The 2,519-nt window shown below is 64.5% G+C and carries 1 protein-coding gene and 1 pseudogene; both read right to left on the bottom strand.

The window, feature by feature from the left end; genetic code table 11:
- The coding region (gene mobF, locus VMR39_RS11720) for a MobF family relaxase (RefSeq protein WP_325416140.1) at positions 1-1,173 on the bottom strand (1,173 nt) is incomplete at its 3' end.
- Between the two features lie 12 nt (positions 1,174-1,185).
- Positions 1,186-2,519: pseudogene (locus VMR39_RS11730) on the bottom strand (type IV secretion system DNA-binding domain-containing protein).

Genomic DNA, 2,519 nt, shown 5'->3' on the forward strand with positions numbered 1-2,519 from the left:
CGTGCTGATATTCTCGGGTGTTGTGAACCCCGGCAGGTCGCGGCCGTGAGGGGTGCGATAGCGGCGATCGATGAGCCCGCCATGTGTTCGGGCCTCGGTGACAGCGAGGCGGATTTCGCGCTGACCAAGCCGGCCAAAGGCGTACGCACCCGCTTCCTCTACCAGCCTGCGCTCGGCGAAGACCGCGTTGCGCTCGGAGAGCTTGGCAGCAGCGAAACCGACCGCTTCCCACGCCAGCAGGTCGAGGCAATCGTCAGGGGATCGCTCGCGCGCGCTATTGCGGGCCTCCTCGACCAAACGCGACTGCTGTGTGCGCCCGAAGCCGGCACTGGCAGCGCTATCCTGCCATTGTACCGACAACTGTTCTGCAGTGACCGCCTGCTTGGTCTTCCGTGTCGCGAGAACCGCGATGCGTTTCTGCGCGTCCGTCGCCTTGCCGGGATTGCTCCGGGCTTCCAGATAGGCGGCAATTGCGGCGCCCCGCTGGCTCATCCCCCTGAGCGCTGCTTCCGGTACTCCGGCTATCTCGAAGCCGGTCCTTGTGCGCACCGTGCCATAGCCAAGTTCCGACACGGCATGGGCCAGCTCCTGGTCATATATGTCACCCAGCCCCTTCAGGCACCGCATCAGCGCCTTCTCTTGCAGGCTTCGCCAGGTACTGTCTGTCCCTCTCGTGGCATTGATGACGACCGCGTGGGTATGAAGCTGGGGATCGTGCGCCCTGCTGGTGAGATGCTGGAAGGTAGCCACGACGAGGTTGCCGGTAGCCTCGCTGATCCTTTCTCCCTCCCTGCGAAGCTGGGTCGATGCCAGATACTTCTGGGCGTGCCCGAGCGCTGCCTCGACGGCCTGGCGGTGAGCGTTGAAAAGGCGCGCATCGCCCGCGACCTGCGCCATAATCGAGACAGATTTGGGAGCCGAGAATGTGATGTCGCATCCGGGGTGGTGGCGCATTTCGCCCTCACGTATATTTCCCAGCCGGACATCGCCGACGAAACCCATCAGCAACTGCGTAAACTGGTCGCCCCCGACTGCTCCCGAAAGCCCGAGATCCGCGGCGCCATCCCCCCACCATGCGGTGGACGCCGCTTCGCCCACGGCAAGGCAGTCCTCGTCCTGGTAATAGTTGGCCGCAGTCCGTGCATTGTGGATCGCCTGCGCGGAAGCAACCACCGGACCCGCCGGTCAGACCAGCGGGTCATGAAAGACGCGGGGACCCGAACTGTCATCCGCCTCGCTGGCGAGAGGCCGGCTTAACAGAGTGTCCTCCGGATCGCCTCGGACGAAGTCGGGGTGCCGCGGGGCACCTCCGACCGCGACATCCGGCCCATAGCGGGCAAGCCGAACCACCGGCGCACCATCGGGCAACAACAAGTAGCCGTGCGAAGGCGGGAGATGAAGCTGACTTTCGGAGACGGCCGGGCGAAATTGGCGCTGCGCGGCGATGGTGGTCCGCCCGGTTTCGCCCCGCGCTGGGAGCGCGTTGCCTGCGGCGCGGATTCTCACCTCGCTATCGCCAGTGGCTTTGCTAGCCCATTGGCTGCTCTCGATGTCGAGATCTGGAGAAACAGGCTGGTATTGCAGCACGCCAACATGGCCTCGGCGATATGGGAACCGTAGCGGTTGCGCATCTGGCCCAGTGCCTGGAATGTCAGGACGATCGCCAACCGACACTTGCGTTCCTCAGGAAGCAGCCTTGCAAGGCTGTCCAACCGAGGTAGATCGGCCAGCTCGTCGAACATGAACCGGATCCTGCGTCCAGGCGGAGGCGGAAATCCAGACAACGCGCTCGCTGCGCATTCCAGCCAGCCGGCCATGAGCGGAATGGCCGCCTCGAAGCAGTCTTCGTTGCGTGGGACGAAAACCCGCGGCCTTGGTCCTTCGCGTCCATTCAGCCCGGCAATAAAATCGCGGAACGCGAGAGGTCCACCGTCGCCTGCGCCGGGATGCGCGTCACGCCCTCTTTCCCGCCGCACGAAATGGATGAGATTGGTCGCCTTGGCGAGCATGAACAGGGCGCCGCCAGTAGCGCGGTCGGCATCATCCGCGAATGTCCGCACCGAGGACGTATGCCCCAGCCATCGCTTGAGCGTCTGCTTGGACTTCGCCTGCAGCGCGTCGACCAGGGCCTTGAGGCTGGCGTTTACCTCGCTCCACAGCGAGCGTGGCATGTTCGCCATCAGAATCCGGCACGTCTCGAGCCAGACGTTGTCGTCAGTGCTGCCGGCCTCCGAGCACAGCTGGCAGGCAATGCGTTGCGCGTCGGCAGGATGAGATATCTCGTCGAAAGGCGACGAGGACGCGCAGCGGGCATCGAAGGGATAGAGGATGACTTTCCCGCCTCTCCGCGAGTGATGCGCGATCAATTCCCCGCTCGAATCATAGAACGGCGCGGAATCGCAGCGTACGGCGATACCCTCCAGCAGCTGGCGCAGGACCCTCGCATTGCCGCTTGCGGTGGTGCAGAGGAGAGCGAAGCGGCGGGTCTCAATCGCCCGCCTGGGGTTCACCGGGGCCAT

Origin of the sequence: Sphingobium sp. (genome assembly GCF_035511395.1) — a bacterium.
Classification (GTDB): domain Bacteria; phylum Pseudomonadota; class Alphaproteobacteria; order Sphingomonadales; family Sphingomonadaceae; genus Sphingobium.